The organism is Maribacter sp. Asnod2-G09, from assembly GCF_045063795.1.
Classification (GTDB): domain Bacteria; phylum Bacteroidota; class Bacteroidia; order Flavobacteriales; family Flavobacteriaceae; genus Maribacter.
This window is the reverse complement of the sequence record NZ_JBEFOA010000004.1, coordinates 303,802-317,502: the sequence shown is the minus strand read 5'-3', so window position 1 is coordinate 317,502 and position 13,701 is coordinate 303,802. Positions and strand designations below refer to the sequence as shown.

12 protein-coding genes are annotated in these 13,701 nt (G+C 33.7%); 11 read left to right on the top strand and 1 reads right to left on the bottom strand.

From position 1 onward, the window contains the following. Positions 1 to 34 precede the first annotated feature (34 nt). The 6 genes from ACJJVT_RS08540 to ACJJVT_RS08515 all read left to right on the top strand — a co-directional run bounded on the left by ACJJVT_RS08540 (position 35) and on the right by ACJJVT_RS08515 (position 6,166). Positions 35 to 379, top strand: coding sequence for a DUF2853 family protein (locus tag ACJJVT_RS08540; protein ID WP_405397926.1), 345 nt, complete (start codon positions 35 to 37; stop codon positions 377 to 379). A 92-nt stretch (positions 380 to 471) separates the two neighbouring features. Next, positions 472 to 1,308: a S1 RNA-binding domain-containing protein gene (locus tag ACJJVT_RS08535; protein ID WP_405397924.1), complete on the top strand. Its 837-nt coding sequence runs from the start codon at positions 472 to 474 to the stop codon at positions 1,306 to 1,308. 169 nt (positions 1,309 to 1,477) lie between these two features. Continuing rightward, a complete protein-coding gene (locus tag ACJJVT_RS08530; protein WP_073246421.1) occupies positions 1,478 to 2,086 on the top strand; it encodes an SPOR domain-containing protein in 609 nt (202 codons plus the stop codon). Further along, positions 2,086 to 2,994, top strand: a complete 909-nt coding sequence (gene menA, locus ACJJVT_RS08525; protein ID WP_405397922.1) for a 1,4-dihydroxy-2-naphthoate octaprenyltransferase — start codon at positions 2,086 to 2,088, stop codon at positions 2,992 to 2,994. Before ACJJVT_RS08530 ends, menA begins: the two co-directional genes overlap by 1 nt. Positions 2,995 to 3,026: 32 nt before the next feature. Further along, the gene (locus ACJJVT_RS08520) at positions 3,027 to 3,791 is read left to right on the top strand and encodes a response regulator (RefSeq protein ID WP_324027932.1); all 765 of its coding nucleotides are present in this window, start codon (positions 3,027 to 3,029) and stop codon (positions 3,789 to 3,791) included. A gap of 404 nt (positions 3,792 to 4,195) precedes the next feature. Next, the gene (locus ACJJVT_RS08515) at positions 4,196 to 6,166 is read left to right on the top strand and encodes a sensor histidine kinase (protein ID WP_405397919.1); all 1,971 of its coding nucleotides are present in this window, start codon (positions 4,196 to 4,198) and stop codon (positions 6,164 to 6,166) included. A 2-nt stretch (positions 6,167 to 6,168) separates the two neighbouring features. Here ACJJVT_RS08515 and ACJJVT_RS08510 read toward each other — a convergent pair whose 3' ends face one another. Next, entirely contained in the window at positions 6,169 to 6,963 is a 795-nt protein-coding gene (locus ACJJVT_RS08510; RefSeq protein ID WP_405397918.1) for an SDR family oxidoreductase, read from the bottom strand. A 45-nt stretch (positions 6,964 to 7,008) separates the two neighbouring features. Here ACJJVT_RS08510 and ACJJVT_RS08505 point away from each other — a divergent pair, with 45 nt between their 5' ends. The 5 genes from ACJJVT_RS08505 (at position 7,009) to ACJJVT_RS08485 (ending at position 13,666) form a co-directional block, all read left to right on the top strand. After that, complete coding sequence (locus ACJJVT_RS08505) at positions 7,009 to 8,061, top strand: o-succinylbenzoate synthase (RefSeq protein ID WP_405397916.1); 1,053 nt, start codon at positions 7,009 to 7,011, stop codon at positions 8,059 to 8,061. Then, the gene (locus tag ACJJVT_RS08500) at positions 8,052 to 8,972 is read left to right on the top strand and encodes a CPBP family intramembrane glutamic endopeptidase (protein WP_405397914.1); all 921 of its coding nucleotides are present in this window, start codon (positions 8,052 to 8,054) and stop codon (positions 8,970 to 8,972) included. Before ACJJVT_RS08505 ends, ACJJVT_RS08500 begins: the two co-directional genes overlap by 10 nt. Before the next feature lie 4 nt (positions 8,973 to 8,976). Next, positions 8,977 to 10,047, top strand: a complete 1,071-nt coding sequence (locus ACJJVT_RS08495) for an AMP-binding protein (RefSeq protein ID WP_405397912.1) — start codon at positions 8,977 to 8,979, stop codon at positions 10,045 to 10,047. A 93-nt stretch (positions 10,048 to 10,140) separates the two neighbouring features. After that, entirely contained in the window at positions 10,141 to 12,222 is a 2,082-nt protein-coding gene (locus ACJJVT_RS08490; RefSeq protein WP_405397910.1) for a von Willebrand factor type A domain-containing protein, read from the top strand. A 97-nt stretch (positions 12,223 to 12,319) separates the two neighbouring features. Continuing rightward, on the top strand, positions 12,320 to 13,666 hold the full coding sequence (locus ACJJVT_RS08485; RefSeq protein WP_405397909.1) for a M24 family metallopeptidase: 1,347 nt from the start codon (positions 12,320 to 12,322) through the stop codon (positions 13,664 to 13,666). Positions 13,667 to 13,701 lie beyond the last annotated feature (35 nt).

Genomic DNA, 13,701 nt, shown 5'->3' with positions numbered 1-13,701 from the left:
TGGTGTATTAACCATTAATTATAACACATTTAACATGAGTAAAAGAGACGATTTAATCGAAAAGTATGCTGCAGACATCAAAGATAAATTTGGTGAAAATGCAGATATGGACTTGCTTAAAAAAGTAACTGTTGGTCTAGGACCATCTATTTACAACATCGATGCTTCTAAAGTATCTGGTAGTGATCAAAAAGAATTGGATACTGTAAAGAACAATTACTTGATCAAAAAGTTAGGTCTTCCTGATAATGCTAAATTAGATGAGGCACTTGCATCTGTTATGGACAAATACGGTTCTTCTAACAGAAACAAGCATAGAGCGGTTATCTATTACAAGCTTTGTCAACATTTCAAAAAAGAATCTGTTTACGATAAATAGTCAGATGACAATTAAATTAAAGACCGTTGCCTTTTTGGTAACGGTCTTTTTTTTAGACCAAGTTTTTAATATTTAAAATGTAATTTTGCAGCATGATAGAATTAGGACGTATAAACAACCTTGAGATTTTAAGAGACACTAGTGTTGGGCTCTTTTTGGGTGATGAAGAAGGAAATGATGTATTGTTACCAAATAAATATGTACCAACTGAATATGAAATAGGAGAGAAAATTAAAGTTTTCTGTTATTTAGATTATGATGAAAGACCAGTTGCAACTACCTTAGAACCAGACATTATGCTTGGTGAGTTTAGGTTATTACAAGTAGCTGAGGTCAATGAATTTGGTGCGTTTATGCAATGGGGTCTTGAGAAACACCTTTTAGTACCTTTTCGTGAGCAGCGTGTTAAGATGAAAGAAGGGCAGTGGTATGTGGTACACTGTTATTTAGATGAACGTTCTGGTAGATTGGTTGCTTCAAATAAACTGGACAGATTTTTAAGTAATGATACCATCGATCTTAAAGAATGGGAGAAGGTAGATTTAGTCGTTACTAGACAAACCGATTTAGGTTGGGAGGTTATTGTAAATGAAAAGCACAAAGGGTTAGTTTACTTTAACGAAGTTTTCAAACCAATTAATATTGGCGACGTTATACCTGGTTGTATCAAGACCATTAGAAAAGACAATAAATTAGATATTTCTCTTCAGCCATTAGGTGCGAAAGTTTTAGAACCTGCTGCTAAGAAAATATATGAAGTGTTAGTTAAAAGTGGTGGTTTTTTAGGGTTACATGATAAGTCTGCACCAGAAGAAATTAGAGATGTTTTTCAAATGAGTAAGAAAACATTTAAAAAAGGTCTAGGTACCTTATACAAAGACAGAAAAATTAAAATTGAATCTGACGGTATCAGTCTCTTAGATGACTAAATAAAAATGTAGGAAAATTCTTTTTGATTTGATTTTCAACAGAATATCTTAAATAATCATCGTGTTTATTGTGATTAGTTACATTTAATTTTATTTTTGTGTCAATTAAAAAGTTATTAACAATTTTTAACTTACATTTAGGTTTTAAGCGTAAAAATTACCCCTGTATATGCCCTTTATAGAAGAAAGCGATTTACTAGAATTACATAAAGACGTCGATAAAGCACAAATTATCAATGAGCGTTTATTAGATCAAATAAAATTCAAGAACAAAGAATTAAAGAAGAGTAAGATTCAGCGTAATATTTTGGCAGGAATCACAGGTCTTTTTTTAATTGGCGGTTTAGCATTTACCTCATTTACTGCAGGTTTGTCAAGTTCAGGTGGTTTTAATAGAAAAGCTTCTAATGATTTAGTACTAACTTCTATAGATAGCGTTGATGCAATTAGAACTCGTTTAGAAAGTTTAAAAGAGCAAAATGAAGAACTAAGCCTTGTTAAAGAATTTTACCTGGCTAAAGAGTTCTTACAGAAAGAAAAAATATATTCGGTACAAGTAAAATCTTTCGTAGATAATAATGTGACACTAGCTTCTGAAGCTTTGACCAATACACTCTTCGTTAAAACCAATCCTTTTTATTCGTATTCATTAGGTAATTTTGAAACTTTAGAAGAAGCGCAATCTTTTAGAAAACAATTGGTAGATATTGGTTTTGGTGATGCTTTCGTAGCTTCTTATCAAGACGGTAAAAGAATTCAAATAGAAGATCCTTTTTAGTGACAAAAGTTAAAGCTTGGCTCAACGCAGCAAGACTTAGAACGCTTCCCTTATCAATTTCAGGTATTCTTGTTGGTACTGCTATGGCAGCTTATCATGGGGTTACGAATGTCAGTATTTTTGTTCTGGCAATCTTAACGACTATTGGTTTACAGGTAACCTCCAATTTTGCGAATGACTACGGTGACGGTGTCAAAGGTACTGATGGTGATGATAGGGTAGGACCAAAACGAGCCTTGCAAAGCGGACTTTTAACCGCAGCGCAGTTAAAATCTGGTATTTATATTAGTATTGTAATTAATGCAATTCTCATAGTAGCTCTGATCATAACTTCTTTCGGTTTAAAAGATATTCTATACCCTGTTTTATTCTTATTACTTGGTGCCTTTGCAATTTGGGCAGCTATCAAATATACTGTAGGTAAATCTGCATATGGGTATAACGGTCTTGGCGATATTTTTGTTTTTATATTTTTTGGATTAGTCAGTGTTTTAGGTTCTATGTTTTTATACCTCAAAGCAATTTCTTTTATGACAGTATTACCCGCAGTTTCTATAGGATTATTAAGTGTAGGTGTTCTTAACCTTAATAATATGAGAGACATAAAATCTGATGCCGCAGTTGGTAAGAATACCATGGTGGTTAAAATGGGTTTACCGAAGGCAAAAAAATATCACTACGCACTGTTAATTATTTCGTTTTTGTGTCTGTTTTGTTTTTTGCTTACAACAAATGGATCGCAATTACGTTATGTATGTCTTGCAGGCTACCTTCTGGTGTTTATTCATTTAAGAAAAGTAGCTAGCACCAATAACGAGGTAGAACTTGATCCAGAGCTGAAAAAATTAGCATTAAGTACCTTTTTTATCGCCTTGTTGTTTTTTATTAGTTATTATTATTTTTTGTAATTTTGAGTATAACCCACAAACCAATTTAAACCTTGGAACAACCCATAAAAATTCTAATTGTTGAGGATAATGTGATCATCGCTGATGATATGCAATCTATGCTAGAGGAAATAGGATATGAAATAGTTGACAACGTAATTGTTTATGAACAGGCTGTTGAAGTTTTAAAAACCCAACAGGTAGATTTAGTTCTAATTGATATCATTTTAGCTTCTGATAAAACGGGTATTGATTTGGGTAAACACATTAGAGAGAATTATGATATTCCTTTCATTTTCGTAACATCTAACTCTGATCGTGCAACGGTTGAAAATGCTAAAACAGTAAAACCTAACGGTTATTTGGTGAAGCCTTTTGAGCAACAAGATTTATATACATCTATTGAAATTGCATTATCAAACTTCATTTATGGTAAACAGACTGCGGCTAATAATGGAGCAGTTAATGATACCAACACCGAAGATGTTGCAATGTCTAATTCTATTTTAAAGGATTCTATTTTCGTTAAGAAGCAGCATCTTTATTACAGAATACAATTTGGTGATATTCAATTTATCAAAGCTGACAACGTTTATTTGGAAGTAAATACTGTAGATAAAAAGTTTTTGGTGCGTTCACCATTAAAAGATTATTTAGAGAAGTTACCACAGAACAAGTTCTACAGAGCACATAAATCATACATTGTAAATGTGGATCATATTGATGCTATCAATTCAAAAGATATTATGATCAACAATACATTGATCCCAATCTCTAAAGATTTTAAAGAGTTTATTATCTCGGCTATGAATTCCTAATCCGAGTTACTATATAAAAAAAACACCTTTTTAAGGTGTTTTTTTTTGCTTTTACCTCAGATGAAATGCAATTATTCATCGATAAAGTGTATCTTTTTACCGATGAAATACATGATTATGTAGCCTAAGTACGTTTCACCACAATAATTAAGGGTTACACAACAAATAATCCTGATACGTATGGCTTATTTATAATTTTGAAATATTAGAAATTGAATGGTTTCTTTGTCTGGAACTTGATTTTGAAATCAAAATAAGCATCAATTTTTAATGAAACAGTAAAAAGTACGTAGAACACGCTTTTTGAGCTTTAGGTTATTTGAAAATCTTTTAATGATGGCTCACAACAAAAATTTAGTAGAATCGGGTTTAATTTATAAGTTTGATTCTGCTTTTAATGAGATATGAAAAAACCCTTTATTTTGAGATTATTGTGCACTTTGATTTTTAGTGTATTTACGTGCCTTGGTTTTGCGCAAGACGATGTAGAAACTCAGAATGAAGATTATTATAAACAATTTCAAGATTTAGAAAACGGTGAACTACGTTCGTTCTTCTTTTTTAATACTCCCAACCGTTACAATCAGAATTCTCCGTACGATTGGTTAGATACTGTAAAGGTTTACTTGAACAGTTCTGAAAAAACAAAAGATTCAATTTCCATACGAAACTACCAACTTATAGAATCTCAAATCTATTATGATTTGGGTAACTATGAGAGAAGTCTAGCAATTGCCAGACCACTATATGATAATTTATTAAAGTTAGATGTAGAGTCTAAGCAGAATATTCTAAGCATATTAGATAATAATTATGCTATGCTAGAACTATATGATAAGCAAATTGAGATTAGAAGGGTAAAACGTGAATTAGGCTTAACTGATAACGTTGCCTTTTATGATATTTACGCGAGTTTAGGTCAGTATAGAAAGGCTATGCGTGATTACATGACCGAAGAGAAAAAAGTGCTTAAAGATGACGATTACTATGGTCAGGCTATTTATAACAACACCATAGGTAATTATTTAAGGTTAGATAAGTCTTCATCAACTGCATTGAGTTATTTTAAGAAAGCAGAGGGGCTTATAAAGGTTTTTCTGAGTGATGTTACCAACCAGCATTCTGATAAGGAAATTGCAGATGGCAGAATTCTAAACGGATTGATTATAGGTAATATTGGTAAATGTCACGTGCAGCTAGGTGAATATGAAAAGGCTATTCCGTTTTTAGAAGAGAGTAGAGATATTATCAAAAAGTATAATAAGAGTAAATTTTCTTCAGATATTATTGAGAATACGCTTGCCTTGGCAGAATGTTATTTGAAATTAGATGATTACGCCAAAGCAACTGATTATTTAAGTGATGACCTTAACCCTATAAAGTCAGATAATATTTTAAAGCGTAATAGAATTTATGCCGATTACTATTTTAAAACCGGCGACTTTAAAAATTCTACTGTTTACCTTAAAAAGAATATTAGAATTAGAGATTCTATCGATGCATTGGCATCAAATATTAAAAATCAACAACTAACTTCTGTTGTAGCTCAAGATTTAGAGAATTCTAGAAAAGCGATAGAGCAGCAGAAAGCGCAGTTAGAAGAATCTAAAAAAGATATTAAGGCTAGAGATGATAAAATTAGTTTGGTGTTCGTATCCTTAATATTTACACTTATTGGTTTTGCAGGTTTGGTATATGCTTATTTAAAAAGTATCAAAAACCAACGCTTGATTGCCGAACAGAAATTTATTATCGAAAACTCATTGGTAGAGAAAGATTCTTTGCTGAAAGAAATTCACCACAGGGTTAAAAATAATCTACAAATGGTTTCTAGTTTGTTGAGTTTACAGACTAAAAATACTCGAAGTAAGGCTGCAATCGCTGCATTAGAAGAGGGCAAAAGTAGAGTAAAGGCTATGGCATTAATACACCAGAAATTGTATCAAAATGATGATCTATCGGTTATTGAGATGCAAGGGTATATTGAAAGTTTGATTAATAGTATTCAGTCTGTTTATAAAAAAGGCGGTCATAGTATTAATATTACTATAGATGCCGAAGGTGTAGAATTAGATATTGATAGGGCAATTCCGTTCGGACTTATATTAAATGAATTGGTTTCTAATTCATTTAAATATGCTTTTCCGAATGATGATAGCGATGGTAAAATATACATCCATCTACGAAAAATGGCTGGTCAAGAAGGTTTCTTTGAGTATACCGATAATGGTATTGGTTTGCCTGAAGATTCAGATGAACGCGCTAGTTCTTCTATGGGTATTCGTCTAATGAGTCGATTGGCTAATCAACTTCAAACTTCAATGAATACTGATAAAACACAAGACGGAGTTCGTTTTTGGTTTAATTTTAAATAAGGTTATCTAACCTTACTTTTTATAACCACTTTATGTAACAGTTTAGGGAAGAATCTTTTTAGGTAAATTCCGAATTTCTCTTTTCCGCCGACATAGGTTTCAAATTTTTTCTTTTTAATTGCAGAGATAATCTCTTTTGCACAATCGTTAACGGGCATTCCGTTTTCTGTAGCATTATCTTCTTTTTGTAAAGCAGACCCATCACCAGTTAATGCATTTTTAGCAACGTTGGTTTGTATGAAACCTGGGCAAATGATTGATACATTGACATTGTCTTTCTCATGTTCCATACGTAAAGCGTCAAAAAAGCCATGTAGCGCATGTTTTGCGCCACAGTAACCGGAACGATACGGAGAAGAAAATTTACCCATTAAACTGGTGACAGTAACGAAATGACCACCTTTTTGAGCTATGAAATAGGGCAGTAGATGTTTTGTTAGTTTGATAGTACCCAGATAATTAACATCTACCATTTGTTGATACACTTCAAATTTGGTGTCTATTATTAATGAACGTTGACTTAGTCCGCCATTATTAATCAAAATATCTATTTTGCCGTAGATAGATATAGCCGTTTCGGTAATGCTTTCTAGCGAATCGAATGCGATTAGATCTAAAGGTAGCATAGCTGCATTTTCAGGAAACTTACATTTACCTTTTACTTCTAAAAGAACATCCGCTCTTCTTGCAGAGAGTATAATTTTAGCTCCAAGTTCGTTTAACTGATATGCCAACGCTTCTCCAATTCCAGAAGAAGCACCTGTTACCCAAATCACCTTATTTTCTATACTAGCCATTCCGTCGTATTTAAACTCAAAATATAGTTAAATTTGTGCGATATTATGAAGGCAACATTTAAAAAGTATCTCCTAAATTTTAAAAACCCTAGCGGAACTTCTAGAGGAATTCTTCGAACCAAAGAAACTTGGTTTCTCTTTTTAGAAGAAAAAGGAAAATGGGGTGTTGGTGAATGCGGACTTTTTAGAGGTCTTAGTTTTGATGATGTTCCTGAATATGAAGATAAATGTGCTTGGGTTGCACAAAACATTAAACTGGGAGAAGCCGAATTACTGAAGCAATTACAGGATTTTCCCAGTATTCAATTCGGGGTAGAGCAGGCATTTATGTCGCTGCGTTCTAAAAATCCTTTTCATCTTTTCGAATCTACTTTTTTAAATGACCAAAAACCAATATCTATCAACGGATTGGTTTGGATGGGTGATAAGGAGTTTATGCATCGGCAAATAGAAGATAAGCTAAAGGATGGTTTTTCTTGCATAAAAATGAAAATTGGAGCAATTGATTTTGATACTGAAATAGCATTGCTAAAATCTATTAGAGAGCGTTATTCAAAAGAAGCTATCGAATTACGGGTAGATGCCAACGGAGCATTTTCTCCACAAGAAGCTTTGTCTAAATTAGAAACATTATCGAAACTCGATTTGCACTCTATAGAACAGCCTATTAAACAAGGGCAAGCTGAAGAAATGCAAAGGCTTTGTAGAACCACACCGCTGCCGATTGCTTTAGATGAAGAATTAATTGGCATCACAGATGTAACAAAAAAGGCAGCGTTACTACTAACCATACAACCACAATATATAATTCTAAAACCTAGTTTGGTAGGTGGTTTTGCAGGAAGTAGTGAGTGGATTTCTATTGCAGAGAAAAATAATATAGGGTGGTGGGTAACGAGTGCATTAGAAAGTAATATTGGTCTAAATGCCATTGCACAGTGGACGGCAACCCTTAATAATAAAATGCCGCAAGGCTTAGGTACCGGATCTCTTTTTACGAATAATATTGAGAGTCCGGTAGAAGTGGATAATGGAGGTTTGTTTTATAGCAGCTCTGAAAAATGGAATACAAATTTAATTGAAAGTATATGTATATAGAGCAGGGGTATAAAGGTGATATTGGATTATGGAAATATTTAATTATACCGGGGTCCTTTATCGGGTTGATGATTGTAAATTATATAGCAATTTTATATTCTCCCGTTAGTGTAGAGGATAGTATGTCTCAAATGGTAGACACTTTAGGCTCAAATTTAGTTTTAATATTATTGTTGGCTCCACTTGCAGTAGGACTCTTTATGGTACTTGGATGGACAAAATTAGTGCATTCTCAAAGCATTACTAGTTTAACAACATCCAGAAAAAAAATAGATTGGAAAAGAGTGTTTTTTGCTTTTGGTATTTGGGGACTGATAACTATAGTTTTAACTTTCGTAGGTATTTATTTATCTCCTGAGGATTACCTATTTAATTTCAAGTTGATGCCATTTTTAAGTTTGGCATTGATTGGAATAATTCTAATTCCTTTACAAACTAGCTTTGAGGAGTATTTGTTCAGAGGTTATATGATGCAAGGATTGGGTATTGCTGCAAAAAATAGATGGATACCCCTAGTTGTTACTTCTGTGTTATTTGGATTAATGCATTTGGGAAATCCTGAAGTAGAGAAACTTGGTTTTGGTATAATGATATACTATATAGGTACTGGTTTTTTTCTTGGTATTATAACCCTAATGGATGAAGGTTTAGAGCTTGCTTTGGGTTTTCATGCCGCTAATAATTTAATTGGTGCGTTATTGTTAACAGCTGATTGGACTGCTTTTCAAACTGATTCATTGTATAGGGATGTTTCTGATCCAATTTTGGGTTGGGATGTTTTGGTGCCAGTATTTATAGTTTTTCCGATTCTATTGATAATTTTCTCAAAAAAGTATGGCTGGACCAACTGGAAAGAAAAACTAACAGGAAAAGTGTTGTCTGAAGAAGAATTTTTGAAACTAGATAATTAGTACAATGTATAAAGCTTCTGTACACCCAAGTTTTTCAATTCATGGTAGAACTATTTCTTTTGATGATTTATCAGAGGTAAGCTATAGTCTAATTAAGGAAGGCGAAGAATTTGAAAAGCACATTGGTGAATTTCTTTTAGATTGGATTGATGATTCACCTACAATTTCGGTACAGACCTCTGGTTCTACGGGTGCTCCAAAAACTATTGTTTTAAAGAAAGTACAAATGGAGAATAGTGCTTTGGCAACAGGTAGCTATTTTAATTTATCACCAAAATCTTCTGCTTTATTATGTTTGCCTGCTAATTATATAGCTGGTAAAATGATGTTGGTAAGAGCTATGGTTTTGGGGTTAGATATTCATTTTGTGGAACCTACTTCAAATCCGTTAGAAAATAGTAAAAGGTCTTTTGATTTTGGCGCAATGGTCCCCTTACAAGTTGCTAATTCATTGCCTGAGCTTTCATTGCTACATAAGTTGATTATTGGTGGTGCTCCTATTTCTGCTTCTTTAAGAAAGGAAATAAAAGTTATTACAAATGCTAGTTATGAAACCTATGGTATGACGGAGACCATAACACATATTGCAGTTAAGCCTTTAAATAATGGTGTGGTAGATGAAGCACCTTTTTCTATTTTACCAGACGTGGAAATATCTAAAGATGACAGAGGCTGTTTGGTAATTAATGCACCAAAGATTTCAGATGAAACTGTGGTTACTAATGATGTTATTGAATTGGTTTCGGAAACTGAGTTTAAGTGGTTAGGCAGATTTGATAATGTAATTAATTCTGGCGGAATTAAACTTAGTCCAGAGCAGATAGAGGCTAAACTTTCGAATATTTTTGACCAAGCTTTTTTTATTACCTCTTTGCCAGACGCAAAACTAGGCGAGCAATTAGTGCTGGTTATAGAAGGTACAGTGAATGAAAACGATGTGTTGAAGAAAGTTACTTCAATTCCTCTTTTGTCTAAGTACGAAGTACCACGTCAAATTAAAACCATTCCGGTATTCTTACGTACGGATAGCGGAAAGGTTAAGCGGAAAGAAACCATGACCTTATTGAAGTCATAACTTCCCTCATTATAAAGTACCCTTCACTCATTTTTCGTTTTAAAAAAGATTCTTTCTTAATAGGTTTATTGCTCAAACTTTAAACCAATTATTATGAAAAATGCGACTTTCCTATTCTTTCTGTTCAGTAGTATGCTGTTGTCTTCTCAGCAAGTTAAAATTAGTGGTACTGTTTCTGATCATGCAGGTGACCCTATGCCTGGTGTAAATGTTATGGAAAAAGGAACGACCAATGGTACACAAACAGATTTTGACGGACACTATGCTATAATAGTATCAGAAGGTGCTGAATTATCATTTTCATATATAGGTTGTAAGAATCTAACTGTAAAGATCAGGGAATCAGTAGTTGTTAATGTTTCACTTGAAGAAGATCTTCAAATATTAGAAGAGGTCGTGGTTTCTGGTTATAGTATTCAAAAGCGTCGTCATGTTATGGGCTCAGTTGCAATGGTTAATATGCAATCTCCTAAATCAAATATTAGTAGAGCCTTACAAGGTAAAGTTAGTGGTGTTCAAATTCGCGGAATAGGTACCGTGGAAAATAAAAGTGTTGGCACTAAAGTTAACAGTCCGCTATATATAGTAGATGGTGTTCCTATTAAAAAGCAATACAACTCAATTGTTCAAAGCCTTAAAAGTGAAGATATTAATAGTAGAAAAGAACTGAACACTACTGAAGCTCAGAATTTATATGGTCAAAATGCTAAACACGGTTGTATTGTTATACATACTGTAAAAGGTAAATATGTAATTGAAGAAGATGAGAATTATGCACAAATCACTGAAAATCAATTTCAGAATGTTGCCGTAAATCCGCTATCTACTTTTTCCATAGATGTCGATAAAGCGGCATACAGCAATATTAGAAGATTCATAAATAATGGGCAGAACGTTCCTGTAGATGCTGTTAAAATTGAAGAAATGATTAATTACTTTGATTATGATTATCCGCAACCATCAGACGAACACCCTTTTTCTGTAAACACCGAGGTAGTACAAACTCCTTGGAATGTAGATACCAAACTAGTGCGCATTGGTCTGCAGGGTAAAGAATACTTGAATGAAGAATTACCGGCATCTAATCTTACTTTTCTTATAGATGTTTCTGGTTCTATGTCAGCAAATAACAAATTACCGCTATTGAAATCCGCATTTAAACTTTTGGTAAATCAGTTAAGAGAAAAAGACAGGGTTTCTATTGTTGTTTATGCCGGGGCAGCCGGTGTTGTGTTAGCGCCTACATCTGGTAACAATAAAGAGAAAATCATGAGCGCTTTAAATAATTTAGAGGCTGGCGGTTCTACAGCTGGTGGAGAAGGTATTCAATTGGCTTACAAATTAGCAGAGAAACATTTTAAAAAGAATGGTAACAATAGAGTGATATTGGCAACAGATGGTGATTTTAATGTAGGACTGTCTAGCGATAAAGACATGGAAGATTTGATTGTTGAAAAACGCGAATCGGGAGTGTTTCTTTCTGTATTAGGTTTCGGAATGGGTAACTACATGGATTCTAAGTTGGAAACTTTGGCAGATCAAGGAAACGGAAACCATGGTTACATAGATACTATGCAAGAAGCTCAGAAGTTATTTGGTAAGGAGTTCGGTGGTACTTTATTTACCATTGCAAAAGACGTAAAGCTACAGGTAGAGTTTAATCCTGTAAAGGTAAAATCGTATCGACTAATTGGTTACGAAAATAGATTATTGGCAGATGAAGATTTTATTGATGATACCAAAGATGCAGGTGAGTTGGGCAGCGGACATAAGGTAACCGCTTTGTATGAGATAATAGAGACAGGAGTAACATCAGCATATGATAAAGAAATACCGGAATTAAAGTATACAAATACTACTGGCAATACTGGGTTTTCTGATGAGTTGTTTACCGTTAAATTCAGATATAAAAAACCTGATGGTAATAAGAGTATAGAATTAGTACACGTTCAAAATGCGAATAATCAAGAAATGTCAAAAGACTTTCAATTCACCGCAGCCGTTGCTTTATTCGGTCAGCAATTACGAAAGTCCGCATTTATAAATAAAACAACTTTTAATAATGTCATTGAATTGGCAGAGAATGGTAGGGGTGAAGATAAAAATGGATACAGAGCAGAATTTATTAGGTTAGTTAAAAGCATAAATGAGAAATTGGTAACAGATAACTATTGATATTATTTAGATTGTAAAAGTCAATTGATTTTCGAGGAATAGTTTATTTCGAATGTGTGTTATTTTGTATTTTCAAGGCTTAAACCAAACAACACTCATGAAAAAACTATTCCTTTTTGTATGCCTAATTTTTATAGGTGAAATTAATGCTCAGCAAATTCTAAATGAAAAAGAAAGAGCACGGGTAATTGATGAAATTTTAGACGACCGTTTTAATAATCTGCTTCCTGAACTTATGGATGCTGCAGATTTAGATATGTGGGTGGTTATCTCACGAGAATACAATGAAGATCCAGTAATTAAGACAATGCTTCCGGCTACGTGGTTAAATGCTCGTAGAAGAACTATTCTATTGTTTTATAGAGATAAGGCGAAGAACACTATAGAGAAGTTGGCTGTCGCCCGTTATAATGTGGGTAAGAATATTGTTTCTGCTTGGGATAAGGAGAAAGAACCGAACCAATGGACCCGATTAATGCAATTGATATCAGAGAGAAATCCGAAGAAAATCGGGCTCAATTATTCTACAGACCATAATATCGCCGATGGTTTGGTAAAGACTGATTATGAGGAGTTCATGGCTAATTTGCCTAAGAAATACACTTCAAAAGTTACTTCTGCAGAGCAATTAGCTGTTCGTTGGATCGAAACTAGATCTGAACGCGAAATGGTTATTTATGACCAACTAGTAGACATTACGCACGATATTATAGCGGAAGCTTTTTCTGAGAAAGTAATTACATCTGGTGTTACAACAACCTCGGATGTGGTATGGTGGATGCGTCAAAAAGTAACAGATTTAGGATTGGAAACTTGGTTTCACCCAACTGTAGATGTACAACGAAGCGAAAAAGATAATGCTAGTAAATTTTATTCGTTTGCAGATAAGCCAGATGATATGGTTATTTTACCTGGAGACCTAGTGCATTGCGATTTCGGAATTACGTACTTACGTCTAAACACCGATTGTCAAGAACTGGCATATGTTCTTAAACCAGAAGAAACTGTAGCTCCAGCTTATTTGGTAAACGGACTTAAAGATGGTAATAAGTTGCAAGATTTTTTGACAAATAATATGATTAAAGGCAGGTCTGGTAATGATATTCTAGCAAAATCTTTAAAGGAGGCTAAATCAGCAGGATTAAAACCATCTATATATACGCATCCTTTAGGGTTATATGGTCATTCTGCTGGTACAACAATAGGTATGTGGGATTCTCAAGGTGGTGTTATGCGCGATGATGGTGAAAATTATACATTGAACCCAAATACAGTGTATGCTATTGAATTAAATACAACCATCAACATACCAGAATGGAATAGAGATATACGTATCATGCTCGAAGAAGCCGGTTTTTACGGTGAAGAAGGTTTTAGATATGTAAATGGAAGGCAAACCGAGCTTTTATTGATACCAAGAGTGAAAGGGTATCAGGGGAATTAAACTTACGTTTGTAGGGTTATATATTGTCTATGTAA